11 protein-coding genes and 1 pseudogene are annotated in these 13,752 nt (G+C 72.1%); 7 read left to right on the top strand and 5 right to left on the bottom strand.

The genetic code is table 11. The features are described from left to right. Positions 1 to 129: 129 nt before the first annotated feature. Positions 130 to 1,911 carry a PP2C family protein-serine/threonine phosphatase gene (locus tag FXF51_RS51795; RefSeq protein ID WP_148442237.1) on the top strand — a complete coding sequence of 594 codons (1,782 nt, stop codon included), beginning with the start codon at positions 130 to 132 and terminating at the stop codon, positions 1,909 to 1,911. A 4-nt stretch (positions 1,912 to 1,915) separates the two neighbouring features. Here the strand turns inward: FXF51_RS51795 and FXF51_RS51800 are convergent, their stop codons facing one another. The 3 genes from FXF51_RS51800 to FXF51_RS51810 are packed head-to-tail and all read right to left on the bottom strand — an operon-like array spanning position 1,916 to position 3,974. After that, positions 1,916 to 2,662: a metallophosphoesterase gene (locus FXF51_RS51800; protein WP_222871857.1), complete on the bottom strand. Its 747-nt coding sequence runs from the start codon at positions 2,660 to 2,662 to the stop codon at positions 1,916 to 1,918. Further along, complete coding sequence (locus FXF51_RS51805) at positions 2,655 to 2,903, bottom strand: BON domain-containing protein (RefSeq protein ID WP_148442239.1); 249 nt, start codon at positions 2,901 to 2,903, stop codon at positions 2,655 to 2,657. Before FXF51_RS51805 ends, FXF51_RS51800 begins: the two co-directional genes overlap by 8 nt. 45 nt (positions 2,904 to 2,948) lie before the next feature. Then, positions 2,949 to 3,974 carry a DNA topoisomerase IB gene (locus FXF51_RS51810; RefSeq protein ID WP_262380447.1) on the bottom strand — a complete coding sequence of 342 codons (1,026 nt, stop codon included), beginning with the start codon at positions 3,972 to 3,974 and terminating at the stop codon, positions 2,949 to 2,951. Between the two features lie 55 nt (positions 3,975 to 4,029). Here FXF51_RS51810 and FXF51_RS51815 point away from each other — a divergent pair, with 55 nt between their 5' ends. The 3 genes from FXF51_RS51815 (at position 4,030) to FXF51_RS51825 (ending at position 7,347) form a co-directional block, all read left to right on the top strand. Then, positions 4,030 to 4,290 (top strand): hypothetical protein, encoded by a 261-nt coding sequence (locus tag FXF51_RS51815; protein ID WP_148442241.1) that lies wholly within the window; start codon positions 4,030 to 4,032, stop codon positions 4,288 to 4,290. 7 nt (positions 4,291 to 4,297) lie between these two features. Then, on the top strand, positions 4,298 to 5,311 hold the full coding sequence (locus FXF51_RS51820) for an SDR family oxidoreductase (RefSeq protein WP_148442242.1): 1,014 nt from the start codon (positions 4,298 to 4,300) through the stop codon (positions 5,309 to 5,311). 206 nt (positions 5,312 to 5,517) lie between these two features. Further along, positions 5,518 to 7,347: a transketolase gene (locus tag FXF51_RS51825; RefSeq protein ID WP_262380448.1), complete on the top strand. Its 1,830-nt coding sequence runs from the start codon at positions 5,518 to 5,520 to the stop codon at positions 7,345 to 7,347. Between the two features lie 474 nt (positions 7,348 to 7,821). On the opposite strand, the pseudogene FXF51_RS51830 reads toward FXF51_RS51825, so the two are convergent. Together FXF51_RS51830 and FXF51_RS51835 are read right to left on the bottom strand one after the other, a co-directional pair. After that, positions 7,822 to 8,202 (bottom strand): annotated as a pseudogene (locus FXF51_RS51830) (ChaB family protein); the annotation flags it as partial. Between the two features lie 12 nt (positions 8,203 to 8,214). Next, positions 8,215 to 8,496 (bottom strand): hypothetical protein, encoded by a 282-nt coding sequence (locus tag FXF51_RS51835; RefSeq protein WP_148442243.1) that lies wholly within the window; start codon positions 8,494 to 8,496, stop codon positions 8,215 to 8,217. A gap of 38 nt (positions 8,497 to 8,534) precedes the next feature. On the opposite strand from FXF51_RS51835, the gene FXF51_RS51840 reads away from it, so the two are divergent. The 3 genes from FXF51_RS51840 to FXF51_RS63275 all read left to right on the top strand — a co-directional run bounded on the left by FXF51_RS51840 (position 8,535) and on the right by FXF51_RS63275 (position 13,749). Further along, positions 8,535 to 9,044 (top strand): shikimate kinase, encoded by a 510-nt coding sequence (locus FXF51_RS51840; protein ID WP_262380449.1) that lies wholly within the window; start codon positions 8,535 to 8,537, stop codon positions 9,042 to 9,044. A gap of 12 nt (positions 9,045 to 9,056) precedes the next feature. Further along, a complete protein-coding gene (locus tag FXF51_RS51845) occupies positions 9,057 to 9,611 on the top strand; it encodes a GNAT family N-acetyltransferase (RefSeq protein WP_148442244.1) in 555 nt (184 codons plus the stop codon). Between the two features lie 121 nt (positions 9,612 to 9,732). After that, a complete protein-coding gene (locus FXF51_RS63275) occupies positions 9,733 to 13,749 on the top strand; it encodes a protein kinase domain-containing protein (RefSeq protein WP_262380450.1) in 4,017 nt (1,338 codons plus the stop codon). Positions 13,750 to 13,752 lie beyond the last annotated feature (3 nt).

Here is a 13,752-nt window from a genome sequence, read left to right on the forward strand (position 1 = left end):
TTCGACCGGTCAATCGCCCCTACCGCACCGCTGGGCCGATCCCCGAGAACGGTCCAGCGGTTTCTATCCTTTTGCTGAAATATCATTGGTGACGCTCCTCGATTCCCGCCTGCCGGGAATGAGGAGCGTGTGAGTAGATTTCCGCCGTTCAGCCGCTACGAGACCGGCGCTGCCTCGGCGAGGCTCCGCGACCTGCTCGTACGGCTTCGCATGCGCATGCGCGACGAGGCCATCCTCGACGAGGCCATCGCCCGCCTCGCCACTGAGTTGAACATCCGGCCTGGCGAGGCGGCCGAGCAGCTGTCGAGGATGGCCCAGCACAGCGGCCTGGAGCTCGTCGAGGTGGCCAAGGGCATCGAACGCCCGCCCGACGAGCCCAGGCAGACACCCGACGTGCCCGTCTGGGTGAACGCCATGCTGGACGCCGTCCACGCCTCCGCGCTCTACCTCACCCCCGTCAAGGACGCCACGGGCCGCGTCGTCGACTTCCTGATCGCCGCCGCGAACCGCCACGCCAGGACGATCGCCGGACAGACCGCGTCCGAGCTGGCCGGACGCCGGCTCATGGCCGTCAGCCCCGGCGTCGCGGGCTCACGCCTGCTGGACGACTACATCACCGTGTTCGAGACCGGCGAGCCCGTCCACCGGGAGGGGCTGGAGTTCGTCGAGGTGCTCGACTACCTGCGCTGGCCCGCCACGCTGAGCGTGCGGGCGGCCCGGGTGGACGACGGGCTGCTGGTGAGCTGGCGCACCATGGACGACGAGGAGCTGCTCGTCTCCGGCTGGGACCGCGCTCAGCGACTGGCCGAGCTGGGCTGGGGCGAGTGGAACCTGGCCACGCAGCGCACGCTGTGGACACCCCAGATGTATGAGATGTTCGGCCGCGACCGCGAGCAGGGCCCGATGGCGCTGGAGGACCTGCCGACCGTGGTCGTGCCGGAGGACCTGCCCGTCGTCGAGGACCAGGTGCGTTCCCTGGTGGAGCACCGGGAGGCGGTCGAGACGGAGTTCAGGATCCAGCACCGGCACGGGGTGCGGCACCTGAGCGTCTACAGCGAGCCGATCCTCGACGCCGACGGCGTCCCGGTCAAGGTGCGCTGCCTGGTGCAGGACGTGACGAAGAACCGGCGCAGGGAGCGGGCCCTGGCCGTGGCGCACGAGCAGGCCCACCGGCAGCGGCAGCGGGCCGAGGAGGAGCACCGGGTCACCGTCCAGCTCCAGGACACGATCGTGCCCATCAGGCGCGGCCTCATCCACCTGCCCGGCCTGACCGTCGGCGTGCGCTACCTGCCGGGCGAGGAGCTCATCCGGCTCGGCGGCGACTGGTTCAAGGCCCGCCTCATCCCGGACGGCAGGGTGCTGATCGCCATCGGCGACGCGATGGGGCACGGCCTGACCGCCGCCAGCATCATGCTGCAGATGCGTTCCGGGCTGGCGGGCCTGGCCTACACGCAGGCGCCCGCCGGGCAGCTCGCCACCTGGCTGAACGACCTCATCGTGCACTCCAACGAGGGCATCACCGTGACCGGCACCGCCATCATCGGCCACTTCGACCCGCAGGACTGCACCTTCCGCTGGACGAACGCCGGCCACCCGGCGCCCCTGCTGATCAGGGACGGCCGGGCCGCGCCGATCGACGGCGTGCAGGGGATGATGCTCGGCGCGTTCGACATGACCGAGTACCAGATGACGACGACGCGGCTCCAGTCGGGCGACGTCCTGCTGCTCTACACCGACGGGGTGGTCGAGCGGCGCGGGCAGGACCTGGAGGCGGGCATGGAGGCCCTGCTCCAGGCCGCGCACCTGTGCACCGACGACGACCCCGAGCAGATGATCGCCTGCCTGCTGAAGAGGCTGGGCGGCGAGGCGGCCGAGGACGACGTGTGCGTCATCGCCGTACGGGTGCTCTAGCGGATCAGCTCGGGTGGGTCTGCATGTCGTCCTCGCAGTCGAGGCAGTACACGCAGTACGCCCTGCCGAGCACCGGCAGCGCCACGTTGCGCACCCGGATCCCGCCCGGCGTCATGCCCTTCTCGCTGCCCTTGTGCGCGTGCCCGTGCAGGATCAGGTCGGCGCCCGCCGTGTCGACCGCCTCCGCCAGCAGGTAGCTGCCGAGGAAGGGGTAGATCTCGGGCGGCTCGCCCTCCAGCGTCTCCTTGATCGGCGAGTAGTGCGACAGCACCACGCGGTGGTCGGCCACGATCTCCTTCAGCGCGACCTTCCACGCCTCGGCGATGTAGCGCGTGTGGGAGACGAAGTTCTTGATCTCACGCTCGCCGAACTCGCTGGCGCACTTGCCCGCGTAGCCGCCGCCGAATCCCTTGCCGCCGACCACGCCCAGTTTCTTGTCGCCGCACTGGATCACGACGCCGTCGTCGTCGAGCACGATGACGCCCGCGTCGCGCAGCTCGCTGGCGATCTCGTACTGCAGGTCGGAGTGGTAGTCGTGGTTGCCGAGCACCGCGACGCTCGGGATCGGCAGGCCGCGCAGCTCGTCGGCCACCACCCGGCCCTCCTCCAGGGTGCCGTGCCGGGTGAGGTCGCCCGCCAGCATGAACACGTCCGCGCGGTCCTCGATGCCTTCGAGCTTCTTCCTGTACTGGCCTCTGACGTCCTCGCCGAGGTGAATGTCCCCCACGGCGGCTATGCGAAGGTCAGTCAAGATGCTCATCCTCCCCCGGCGCGTTCGCCTCAACGACGTTGATCTCGTTGTGCACATGGAGCTCGGGCGCGACCTCGTGCGCCACCTGGCCGAGCCGCTCACGCTGCTCGGCGCCGCTCACCTGTCCGCGCAGGAAAAGCTGGTCGCCTCTGATGTCGACGCGAATGCCGAGCTCGTGCGTGCGTCCGTCCTCGGCCAGCGCCTGCTGGACACGGGCCGCGACGTACTGCGGAGCTTCCATCGCTCGCCTCCTTCTCTTGTCGGCGCATGCCCGTGCTCGAACAGCTCAAACGGCACGGATCAGCTCGATGACCGCCCGTTCCACCGGGCCCGCCGTGGCGAGCTGCCCGAAATCCGCGTCCGCCCCCAGCTCGGTCAGCGCCGCCGCGATCGTTCTGTCCTGGTCGTACGCCTCCACCACGCGCGGATCCACGTACGACGCCCGCGCCACCGTCGGAGTGTTGCCCAGGTACTCCGAGACCTCCCGCATCACCCGGGTGACGGCGCGCTTCTTGCTGGTGACGCCCTCGCGCGCCGGCCTGGACACCGCCAGCCCCACCGCCGCCAGGACGGTGGCGTGCCAGGTGCGGAAGTCCTTGGCCGTGACCTCGTAGCCGATGATCTCGCGCAGGTAGTCGTTGATGTCCTCGCTCCTGATGTCGCTCCACCCGCCGGCGTGCCGGTAGCGCAGCAGCTCGCCGTCCACGCGCAGCGCCTTCAGCGAGCGCAGCACCTTGCACGCGTCCGGGTCGGCCACCTCGACCTCCCGCGACACGTCGCCCTTGGCCTGGTAGGCGCAGGTGACGACGCCGCCCTTGCAGGTGACGTGCTCCATCCTGAGCGTGGCCAGGCCGTAGGTGTCGTAGCTCTCCCCGCCGATGCGGAAGAAGCCGATGTCGAGCAGCCGGGCGGCGGCGGCCAGCACCCGCTGCCTGGTCAGCCCTCTCCCCTGGAGCTGGTCGTCCACCGTCTTCCTGAACGCCGGCAGCCGCTCGGCCACCTCCAGCACCCGGTCGAACTTGGCCCGGTCCTGCTGCTCCCGCCACACGTCGTGGTAGCGGTACTGCCGCCGGCCCGCGGAATCCGTCCCCACGGCCTGCAAGTGGCCCTTGGGTGAGGTGCAGATCCACACGTCCCGCCAGGCAGGCGGGATGGCCAGCGCCTTGATCCGGGCGAGCGTCGCCGGGTCGCGCAGCGGCCGGCCGTCGGGGCCCTCGTAGCTGAACCCGCGCCCGCGCCGCCGCCGCACGATGCCCGGCTCGCTCTGGTCGCTGGGGTGCAACTCGTCGCTGCGTCGATCTCGCTCGGACACGCAGGGCGGGCTACCCCCGACGTTAGGCGGCAAACGGTACGGGCAGGTGAGCCACATGTCTGACAACGGAGAATGGCGCGAGGGACGGGACCACAGAGGCCATGCCATGGTGCCCGCCACCCCGCGTGACTACATGCACGTACGGGTGGGCTCCTTCATCTTGGTGTTCCTGTTCGCGTTCGCGGTGCTGGGGCTCCTCACCGGAGCGCCGGTCCTGACGGGCATCGCCGTCGTGCTGGCCATCGCCACGGTGGTCGACATGACGCTGGCCGTACGGCGCCAGAAGCACCGCGGCACTGACGGAGAGGCGGGCTGATCACGACATGGCACCACTTCGTGGACGCGTGATAGTGGTGACGGGCGCGAGTGGCGGCGTCGGGCGCGCGGTGGTCCGCGAGCTCGGCGCGCAGGGCGCCAAGGTGGCGCTCATCGCCCGCGGCACGGCCGGCCTGGGCGCGGCGGCCGTGGACGTGGGCGTGGAAGGCGGCACCGGGCAGGTGTACGAGGCGGACGTGGCCGACTACGAGCAGGTGCGCGCCGCGGCGGAACGCATCGAGAAGGAGATGGGCCCGATCTCCGTCTGGATAAACACCGCTTTCTCCTCCGTCTTCGCCAAGTTCACCGACATTTCCCCCGACGAGTACGAGCGCACCACCGCCGTGACCTACCTCGGGTACGTCTGGGGCACCAAGGTCGCCCTCGACCTGATGCGCCCGCGCAACGCCGGCGCCGTCGTCCAGGTCGGATCGGCGCTGTCGCACCGCGGCATCCCCCTCCAATCGGCCTACTGCGGGGCCAAGCACGCCATCAAGGGCTTCACCGAGTCGGTGCGCACCGAGCTGATGTCGGACCGCAGCAACGTGCGGATCACCCTCGTCCAGCTACCGGCGGTCAACACGCCGCAGTTCGACTGGGTGCTGTCCAAGCTGCGCCGCCATCCGCAGCCCGTCCCGCCGATCTACCAGCCCGAGGTGGCGGCGCGGGCCATCGTGCACGCGGCCATGCACCCCGAGCGCAAGGAGTACTGGGTCGGCGTCAGCACCGTCGCCACCCTGCTCGCCCAGCGGGCCGCGCCCGCGCTGGTGGATCGGTACCTGGCGCGGACGGGCACGCAGTCGCAGGTCACCGATGACAAGGCGCCCACCGGGGTGGCCAACCTCTGGGAGCCCGCCGACGAGAACACCGATTACGGGGCGCACGGGTCGTTCGACGACCGGTCGCACGGGCGCAGTCCGCAGGTCTGGCTCTCGCAGCATCGGCGGTCGGTGCTGCTCACCCTCGCCGGCGGGGCCGCCGCCGCGACCTTCGCCGCCGTACGGCGAGCCCGCCGCGCCTGACCCCCCCACCCGCACATCCCAGCGCCCGCAAATCCCAGCGCCCGCACGTCCCAGCGCCCGCCTCCGCGTCGCCTTGAGATCACTTCGCGACAGGACACAGGCGGGCGCCGCCGCGTGCGCGCGCGACGCCCTCACGCCCCCGCCCGGGTGCCGAGTTAAGCGGCTACGCCGGGGTAGACGGGCCTGAAACCATCTCAGGGGAGGTCATGATGCCTGACCGCGATCTTCAATACCTGGCCGAACTATCAGCCCAGCTACGCGTGGACTCCGTACGGGCCGCGGCCGAAGCCGGTTCCGGACATCCGACCTCGTCCATGTCCGCAGCCGACCTGATGGCCGTGCTCTTCGCCTGCCACCTGCACTACGACTTCGAGAACCCCGGCAACCCGGTCAACGACCACCTGATCTTCTCCAAGGGCCACGCGTCCCCCCTGCTCTACTCGCTCTACAAGGCGGCCGGCGTGATCAGCGACGAGGAGCTGTTGTCGTTCCGCCGGAGAGGCAGCCGGTTGGAGGGCCATCCCACGCCGCGGCTGCCCTGGGTGGACGTGGCCACCGGTTCGCTGGGGCAGGGGCTGCCCGTCGGGGTCGGGGTGGCGATGGCGGGGCGGCTGGAGCGGTTGCCGTACCGGGTCTGGGTGTTGTGCGGGGACAGCGAGCTGGCCGAGGGCTCCATCTGGGAGGCGGCCGAGCACGCGGGCAGCGAGGGGCTGGCGAACCTGACCGCGATCGTGGACGTGAACCGGCTCGGCCAGCGCGGCCCCACCAGGCACGGCTGGGACACCGGCGCGTACGCGCGGCGGTTCGGGGCGTTCGGCTGGCACACGATCGAGATCGACGGGCACGACCCCGGCCAGATCGACTTCGCGCTGGGCGACGCCCGCAACACGCGGCGCCGTCCGACCGTGATCCTGGCGAAGACCCGCAAGGGCGAGGGCGTCCTGGAGGTGGAGAACCGGGAGGGCGCCCACGGCAAGTCGCTGAAGAACCCCGGCAAGGCGGTCGAGGAGCTGGGCGGGCCGCGGAGCGTGCGGGTCGAGGTGCACAGGCCGGAGATGGACGCGGCGCCGTTCCGGTTCTCCGGCAACGGGATGAAGCTGCCGTCGTACCCGGTGGGCGAGCAGGTGGCGACGCGGACGGCGTACGGGGCGGCGCTGGCGGCGCTCGGCGCGGCGCGCGGCGACGTGGTGGCGCTGGACGGCGAGGTGGCGGACTCCACGAAGACGGAGACGTTCGGCAAGGAGCATCCTGAGCGGTTCTTCGAGATGTACATCGCCGAGCAGCAGCTCGTCGCGGCGGCCGTCGGGATGCAGGTGCGGGGCTGGAAGCCGTACGCGGCGACGTTCGCGGCGTTCCTGACGCGGGCGCACGACTTCATCAGGATGGCGGGCGTGAGCCGGGCGGACATCCGGCTGGTGGGCTCGCACGCCGGGGTGGCGATCGGCGAGGACGGCCCGTCCCAGATGGGCCTGGAGGATCTGGCGATGATGCGGACGGTGCACGGCAGCACCGTGCTCTACCCGTGCGACGCCAACCAGACGGCGGCTCTGATCGCCGAGATGGCGGACCTGGAGGGCGTGTCCTACCTGCGGACCACGCGGGGTGACACGCCGGTGATCTACGAGCCCGGCGAGCGGTTCACGGTGGGCGGTTCGCGGGTGCTGCGGCACACGCCCGGCGACCGGGCCACGATCGTGGCGGCGGGCGTGACGGTGCACGAGGCGCTGGCCGCCGCCGACGACCTCCAGGCGGAGGGCGTCCCCGTCGGCGTCATCGACCTGTACTCGATCAAGCCCGTGGACACGGCCGCGCTGGTCGAGGCGGCGACCACCACCGGCAACCTGATCACGGTGGAGGACCACCGGGTCGAGGGCGGCCTGGGCGACGCGGTGATGGACGCGGTGTGCGAGCTGGGGCCGCGGGTGGTGAAGCTGGCGGTGACCGACCTGCCCGGGTCCGCGACGCCGCAGGAGCAGCTCGCCGACGCCCGCATCGACCGCCACGCCATCATCGACGCCGTCAAGCGGCTGCTGTGAACCGCTCGGCGGGCGCGGGAGGACATGAGTGAGGGCCGGCGATCCAGCGAGATCGGCGGCCCTCAGGTCGTTCGGTCGGTCGGGTCAGCGGGACTTGGCCTTGGTGCTGCCCTTCTTGGACGTGGACTTGGACGTCGAGGACTTGGGCCCCGCCTTCGTCTTGGACGTCGTCGTCTTCTTGGGTCCTGTCTTGGACGTCACCTTGGACGTCGTCCTGGAGCCGGTCCTCGACGAGGTGGCGGCCTTCGTGCCGGACGACTTCGAGGTACCGGACCTGGAAGTGCCGGACTTGGAAGTGCTGGACTTGGAAGTGCCGGACTTGGTCGTCGAGGACTTCGTGCCGGACTTCGTGGTGGACGACTTGGTGCTCGTCCTCGCTCCGTTGGACTTGGCCGCGACGGACTTGGTACCAGTGGACTTGGCACCAATGGACTTGGCACCGTTGGACTTGGCGCCGTTGGACTTCGCAGTCGAGCGGGACTTCGCCGTGGCCGTCCTGTTGGCCTTCTTGATGGCGGTGACCAGCTCCTGCTTGGTCATCTTCGACCGTCCGGTCACTCCCAGCTTCCCGGCCACCTTCTGCAGGTGTTCCTTGCTGGCGTTGGCGTCCACGCCTTCGGCCGTGCGGCCGGAGCGGTCGGTGGCGCCCTTGTCGGAAGGGCCCTTGCCGTTCTTCGCTTCCCAGTGGTCGCCGACCTTCTCGAAAGAGTGTTTCAGCGCGGCGAACGCGGTCATGTGGGCGCGCCGCCCCTCGCCGTACTCCTTGACGGCCGAGTCGTGCGCCTTGATCCACGTATTCTGCGCCTTCTTCGGAGAACGCTTGACGGTCGACGGCAGCTCTTGAACAGCCGGCATGTCGATTACCTCCTACAGCGGTGGTTCGTCGTAGTGGCGACGCTCCTCGTAGACCGTGGTCCTGCGCGTCTCCGGCTCCTCGTAGATCTCGTGCCGGACGACCGGCTCGTCGATCGGGCCGACCGCGCGGCGCGTGACGGTGATCCTGTATATGCCGAACAGGAGCCCGACCAGGCCACCGAGCATGAGGATGACGCCCACTACGTTGATGTCGAGGCCGGCGAGGTCGAACTCGACGGCCCAGGTGAGGATCGCACCGAGCATGATGAGGATGATGCTTCCGGCGATGGTCATCAGATTTACCTCCTTGACACGAAGGAACCTCTATCCACATGTCGAAAAACAAACCAGTCGTGATGATCGGGCTCATGGGCGCGGGCAAGTCGACCTCCGGTCGCTTGATCGCCGAGGCGCTCGGGCTGCCGTTGAGCGACAGCGACCAGTACCTTCAGGAGAGGTACGGCGCCACGTCCGCGCCGATCGCCGCCCGCGAGGGCAAGGAGACTCTGCACCGGTACGAGGCGGAGCACGTGCTGGAGGAGCTGGCCGGTGAGCCGAAGGTGATCGCGGCGGCGTCCAGCACGCTGGAGAACGCCGAGGTGCGGGAGGCGATGCGCAAGGCGTTCGTGGTCTGGGTGGACGCGGACGACGCGGTGCTGGCCGAGCGCATGCGCACCAGCAAGCACCGTCCCGACTACGACCCGCGCGAGATGCGGGCCCGCCGGGAGGCGTACTTCCGGGAGGTGGCGGACCTGGTGTGCGACGTCGGCGTGCTGACTCCTGAGCAGGTCAGGGACGAGGCGTTGGCGAAAATGGGATTGCCCGCCGTTGATCGCGACTGATAGCCAATGAGGATGTTCGCCGAGAAACCCACGCTGAAGGGCGAGCGCGTGACGCTGCGCCCGGTCGGTCCCGAGCACGTCGACGGCCTGGCCGAGCTGGTCTCCGACCCGGACGTGCGCCGCTTGACCGGCTCGCACGCCGGCTTCGAGGCCGACCAGCTCCGCCTGTGGTACGCCACGCGCGGCGACCAGCCCGACCGGCTCGACCTGGCGATCATGGCGGACGACGAGTACGTCGGCGAGATCGTGCTCAACGAGCTCGACCCGCCCAACCTGGCGTGCAACCTGCGCATCGGGCTGATCGGGCAGCGCGTGTTCGGCAAGGGGTACGGCTCGGAGGCCATCGAGCTGCTCCTCGACCACGCCTTCGGCACCACGCCGCTGCACCGGATCAGGCTGGGCGTCTACGCTTTCAACGACCGGGCGCGGCACGTCTACGAGAAGCTCGGCTTCGTCGAGGAGGGCGTCGAGCGCGACGCGCTGCTGTGGGACGGGGAGTGGCACGACGCGGTGCTGATGGCCATCCTGCGTCCGGAGTGGCGGGCCAGATCGCGAAGCCTGGCATAATGATCATGACGCACGGGTCCCCCGAGGCGCGCGGGGGACCTGTGGCGTCCCTCCCGGTTATGTGGTCCCGGACAACCAACTGGTGGTGTCGTGCATCTAAGCTCCAGTGACGATGCGCTTGGTGCCCGGTGACCCCGAGAGGCTTGGCGGCTGTTGGCTGGCCGCCAGGCTGGGCGCGGGCGGGCGCGGGGTCGTCTACGACGCCTACGACGACGAGGGGCGCAGGTTCGCGGTCACGGTGCCGCGCGGCGAGGTCGGGCACCGGTACGAGCGGGTGACCTGCCGCCATCTGGCGGAGGTGGTCTCCGTTGGGTCCGACGGGGGCGTCCCTTACGTGGTGAGCGAGTTCGTCGACGGCCCGGATCTGCGGCAGGCCGTCGCGTTGCACGGGCCGTACACGGGGGACGAGCTGGCCGCGCTGGCCGGAGCGCTGGCGGAGGTGCTGCGCGCGCTGCACGACGCCGGGCTGACCCATCGGGGGCTGAACCCGGAGAGCGTGCTGCTGGCCGACGACGGCCCCAAGGTGATCGAGCTGGGGCTGCCGGTGCCGGGGCCGGTGGGGGCGTACACATACCAGGCGCCCGAGGTTCTCACCGGGCAGGCGGCCGAGTCGGCGGCGGACGTGTTCGCGTGGGGCGCGGTGGTGCTGTTCGCGGCGACGGGCCATGACCCGTTCCGTGGGGAGAGCCTGGGCGGCATCATGCACCGGCTGCTGACCGTCGATCCCGACCTGAGCTGCCTGCCCGACTCCCTGTGCGACCTGGTCGGGCGAGCGCTGGCCAAGGACCCGGCCGACCGTCCCACGGCGGCGGAGCTGCTGGTGGCGGGCGGGGCAGGGCTGCGCCCGCCGGAGGCGTACGTGCGGCAGCCGTCCCTCGGCGAGCTGGCCGAGGAGGTGTACGCGCGGCTCACCCCCGCCCAGCAGCAGGAGGTGCCCGGCCTGCTGCTGCGCCTGCTCGACGGCGACACCCCGCACGACGAGGGCGACGTGCTGCGGCCGCTCATGGCGGCCGGTCTGGTGGTACGCCGCAGCGTCCGCGTGCCGGCCGTCGAGACGCCCGCCGGCAAGCTGGTGGCCGTCAGCGACGACCGGGTGGCGCCGGCCAGCGCCGCGCTCTACCGGGCCTGGCCCCGGCTGCGCGGCTGGGTGGCCGACGAGCGCGAGGGCATGGCGGTGCACCGCCACATCCGCGAGGCCGCCAGAACCTGGTCGGAGCGCCGGCGCGGGCGCGGCCTCCTGCTGCGCGGCCAGGACCTGGACACGGCGCTCGGCTGGGCCGCCACCAAACGCCGCCACGTACGCCTGAACCAGCTCGAACGCGACTTCATCAACGACAGCGTCACCCTGTCCAAGCAGCGCAGGAAGCTGCGGGTGCCCGCGCTGGCGACGGTGGCGGCGGTGCTGGCGGTCGCGGTCACGATGACGGTCGTGTCCGTTCACGGGCAGAACGACCTGCGCGAACGCCTCATCCAGGCCGACGCCCGCGCCGTGGCCGCCAGGGCGGAGGCGCTGCGGCCCTCCGACCCGCGCACGGCGATGCGGCTGAGCGTGGCCGCGTGGCGGCTGGCGCCGGTGTTCGAGGCGCGGGCGGCGCTGCAGGCCTCGCTGGTGCAGCCGGAGCTGGGCGTCTTCACCGACCCTGACGCCGACGCGCGGGCCCGCTACCTGCTGCGCGGCGACACCCTGGTCAGGTGGGAGGCCGGGGCCGTCACCGTCTGGGACGTGCCCGCGCGGCGGCGCGTGGCCTCGTACGCGCTGCCCGCCGGGGTGGCGGCGCTGAGCGACGACGGCCGGTACGCGGAGGCGGTCGGCGGCGGCCCCATCGACGTGACCACCGGGCGCGCGCCCGCCGAGACCGTCTACGCGATCAGCCGGGGCAACCGGACCCGGGTCTACCGGGGGACGCGCACCCTGCTCGACGTGAAGGACGCGAAGGTGACCGTCTCCCCCGACGGGACCCGGGCGGCCGTCTCCCGCCTGAACGGGCGGGTCGAGCTGTGGGACCTGGCCGCGCGCCGCCCCTCCCGGGCGGAGGTGGTCGAAGTGGACCCGGTCACCGGCGCGGAGGCGGCGGCTCCGGCGCTCGCCTTCAGCCCCGACGGGCGCACGCTGGCGGTGGCAGGGCGCGACGGGGTCACGCTGGTGGGGGGCAAGGATGAGCGTACGGCGGAGAAGTTCGGGGAGCCCGGGCCCGGCACGCCCGCCGACCTGGGACGGGGCCCGTGGGCCTCGACCCCGACTCCAGGAGTGCTGGCGCTCCCGGCCCCGACGCCCGCCCAGGCCCAGCCCTCGGCCCCGGCCGCGCCCCAAACCCCGGCCGCCTCCCAGGCACCGGCTGCGTCCCAGGCTCCGGATGCTGGGGCGTCCGAGGCTGCGGGCGCCTCCCGAGCACCGGAGGCGGGCGCGTCGCAGCCTGCGGGCGTTTCCCAGGCTCCGGCGGCGAGCGCCTCCCGAGCCCCGACGGCGAGCACGTCCCGAACCCCGGCAACGGGCGCCTCCCGAGCACCGGCAACGGGCGCCTCCCGAGCACCGGCGGCGGGCGCCTCCCGAGCACCGGAGGCGGGCGCGACCCAGGCCCCGGCGACGGGCGCGTCCCAGAGCGCTGACGGCGGCGGGTCCTCCGCGCCGCAGACCCGCGCGACCGGCGCGGCCCAGCCGGACGCGGGCGGCGGTGACCAGGCGAGCAGCCCGGACGACGCGGGCGCCGGGCGACCCGGGAGCGGCGACCCGCAGGCGTCACGCACCCGCGACGGCGAGGCCGCGCGCACCCGCGACGCCGAGGCAGCGCGTGAGGCGGCACGCACCCGCGACGGCGAGACAGCGCGCGCCCAGGACGGCGACGCGAGGCGCGCCCGGGACGGCGAGGCCGCACGTTCCCGCAACGACCAGGCGAAGCGCCCGGCCAGCGACACGAACGGCGGCACCGCAGGACGCGAGCCCGGCGGCCCATGGGGCGTCGAGGTCGTGGACGGCCTGGAGACGACCGCGGGCGCGTCGGCGGGCCCCCTGGTCTTCAGCCCCGACGGCCACCTGCTGGCACTCCCCGGCGACGGCGAGGTACGCGTCTGGAACGTGACCGAACGCCGCCTGTCCGGCTCCTACCCCCTCAAGGACCCCGGCCACGGCCTGTCCTTCTCCTCGGACGGCCACCAGTTGCGCTACCTCAGCGGCGTCGGCTCGGTCGTCTCCCTGGACGTGTCCGGCCTGCCCGCGCCGTCCGACGACGGCCACGTCGCCGCGTTCTCCGGCAACGGCCGCGTCGCCGCCAAGGAGGTCGGCGACGCCATCGAGCTGACCGACATCGAGGAGCGCAGGAAGCTGGGCCGCATCGCGGCGGCCGGTGACCTGGCGTTCGACGCGGCCGGGCGGCTGCTGGCGGTGGCGGGCGACCCGGTGACCGTGTGGGAGGTGGCCGGCGGCAGGCAGGTGGCCGGCGTCGAGGCGGGCGGCGACGTCCCGGCCGTGGCGCTCTCCCCCGACGGCGGCACCCTGGCCACCGCTCGCGGCAGCATCCTGGAGACGTGGGACGTGCGCACGGGCCGGCGCATCAAGGAGTACGCGGGCGCGGGCGACCTGGCACTCGCCTTCAGCCCCGACGGCTCGACGCTGGCCGCCGGGCGGAACCTGCTCGACCTGCCCACCGGCCGGATCACACCGCTCGACCCGCCCACCGGGGGGATCACGCCGCTCGGCCTGCCCACCGGCACGGCTCCGGTGGCGCTGGCCTTCTCCCCCGACGGCGGCAGGCTGGCGATCGCGCTGGAGGGCGGCCGGGTGCTGCTGTGGGACGTGCGCGAACGCGAGCCCATCGGCGCCATCGAGACCGGCTCGGCCCCGGTGGACGAGCTGCGCTTCTCCCCCGGCGGCGACCTGCTGGCCGTGGACGCCGCCCGTACCTCGTTGTGGGACACCGGCGCGCTGCGCGAGGTCGGCCAGGTCGGGTCGTGGGCCGCTGGGCTGGCCTTCAGCCAGGACGGCAGGCGGCTGCGCGGGGTGGCGCTCGACGGGACCGTACGGGAGGTCGCGGTCGATCCCGGGCTGACGGCGCGCGAGGTGTGCGCGCGGGCGGGCGGCGCGCTGACCAGGGCGGAGTGGGCCCGGCTGATCCCCGAGAGCGGCTACCAGGAGAGCTGCTGAGGC

The organism is Nonomuraea sp. PA05 (assembly GCF_008086045.1).
Taxonomy (GTDB): Bacteria; Actinomycetota; Actinomycetes; order Streptosporangiales; family Streptosporangiaceae; genus Nonomuraea; species Nonomuraea monospora.

Coding starts and splice junctions, on each gene's coding strand:
- FXF51_RS51805 (WP_148442239.1), bottom strand. CDS start 2,903: ATGGAAGCTCCGCAGTACGTCGCGGCCCGTGTCCAGCAGGCGCTGGCC.
- FXF51_RS51835 (WP_148442243.1), bottom strand. CDS start 8,496: ATGACCATCGCCGGAAGCATCATCCTCATCATGCTCGGTGCGATCCTC.
- FXF51_RS51840 (WP_262380449.1), top strand. CDS start 8,535: ATGTCGAAAAACAAACCAGTCGTGATGATCGGGCTCATGGGCGCGGGC.
- FXF51_RS51820 (WP_148442242.1), top strand. CDS start 4,298: ATGGCACCACTTCGTGGACGCGTGATAGTGGTGACGGGCGCGAGTGGC.
- FXF51_RS51845 (WP_148442244.1), top strand. CDS start 9,057: ATGTTCGCCGAGAAACCCACGCTGAAGGGCGAGCGCGTGACGCTGCGC.
- FXF51_RS51815 (WP_148442241.1), top strand. CDS start 4,030: ATGTCTGACAACGGAGAATGGCGCGAGGGACGGGACCACAGAGGCCAT.
- FXF51_RS51825 (WP_262380448.1), top strand. CDS start 5,518: ATGATGCCTGACCGCGATCTTCAATACCTGGCCGAACTATCAGCCCAG.